We start from the raw sequence: 294 nt of genomic DNA, 5'->3' as shown, positions 1-294 counted from the left end.
TATGGCGGCATCCCTGCCGGGGCTGGTGACGAATACGGGCAAGGCGTTTGCCGTGGAAGAGCCGTTTCCCATCCATGTGCAGCAGGTCATCAAAGTCAGCAAAGTCACCGACCACCATGCACTGCTGCCCACGAAAAGTATGGGGAACGCAGACCTTGCCGCCCTCCCTGCCGGGGAGCGGAATATCCTGCGGCTGATTGCCGCACGGCTGCTCTGCGCCGTAGGCGAACCGCACAGCTATGCAGAAACCACGCTCACCACCATCTGCGCCGGGGAAGAGTTTTCCGCAATAGG

General features: G+C 61.2%; 1 protein-coding gene. It reads left to right on the top strand.

The features are described from left to right. Window positions 1-294: DNA topoisomerase (locus tag P0G09_RS19570; RefSeq protein WP_275253513.1), on the top strand; the 294-nt coding region annotated here is incomplete at both ends.

This window comes from Faecalibacterium sp. DFI.5.82, from assembly GCF_029076575.1.
Taxonomy (GTDB): Bacteria; Bacillota; Clostridia; order Oscillospirales; family Ruminococcaceae; genus Faecalibacterium; species Faecalibacterium duncaniae.
The sequence above is the reverse complement of the archived record's forward strand: the minus strand, read 5'-3'. Positions and strand labels throughout refer to the sequence as shown.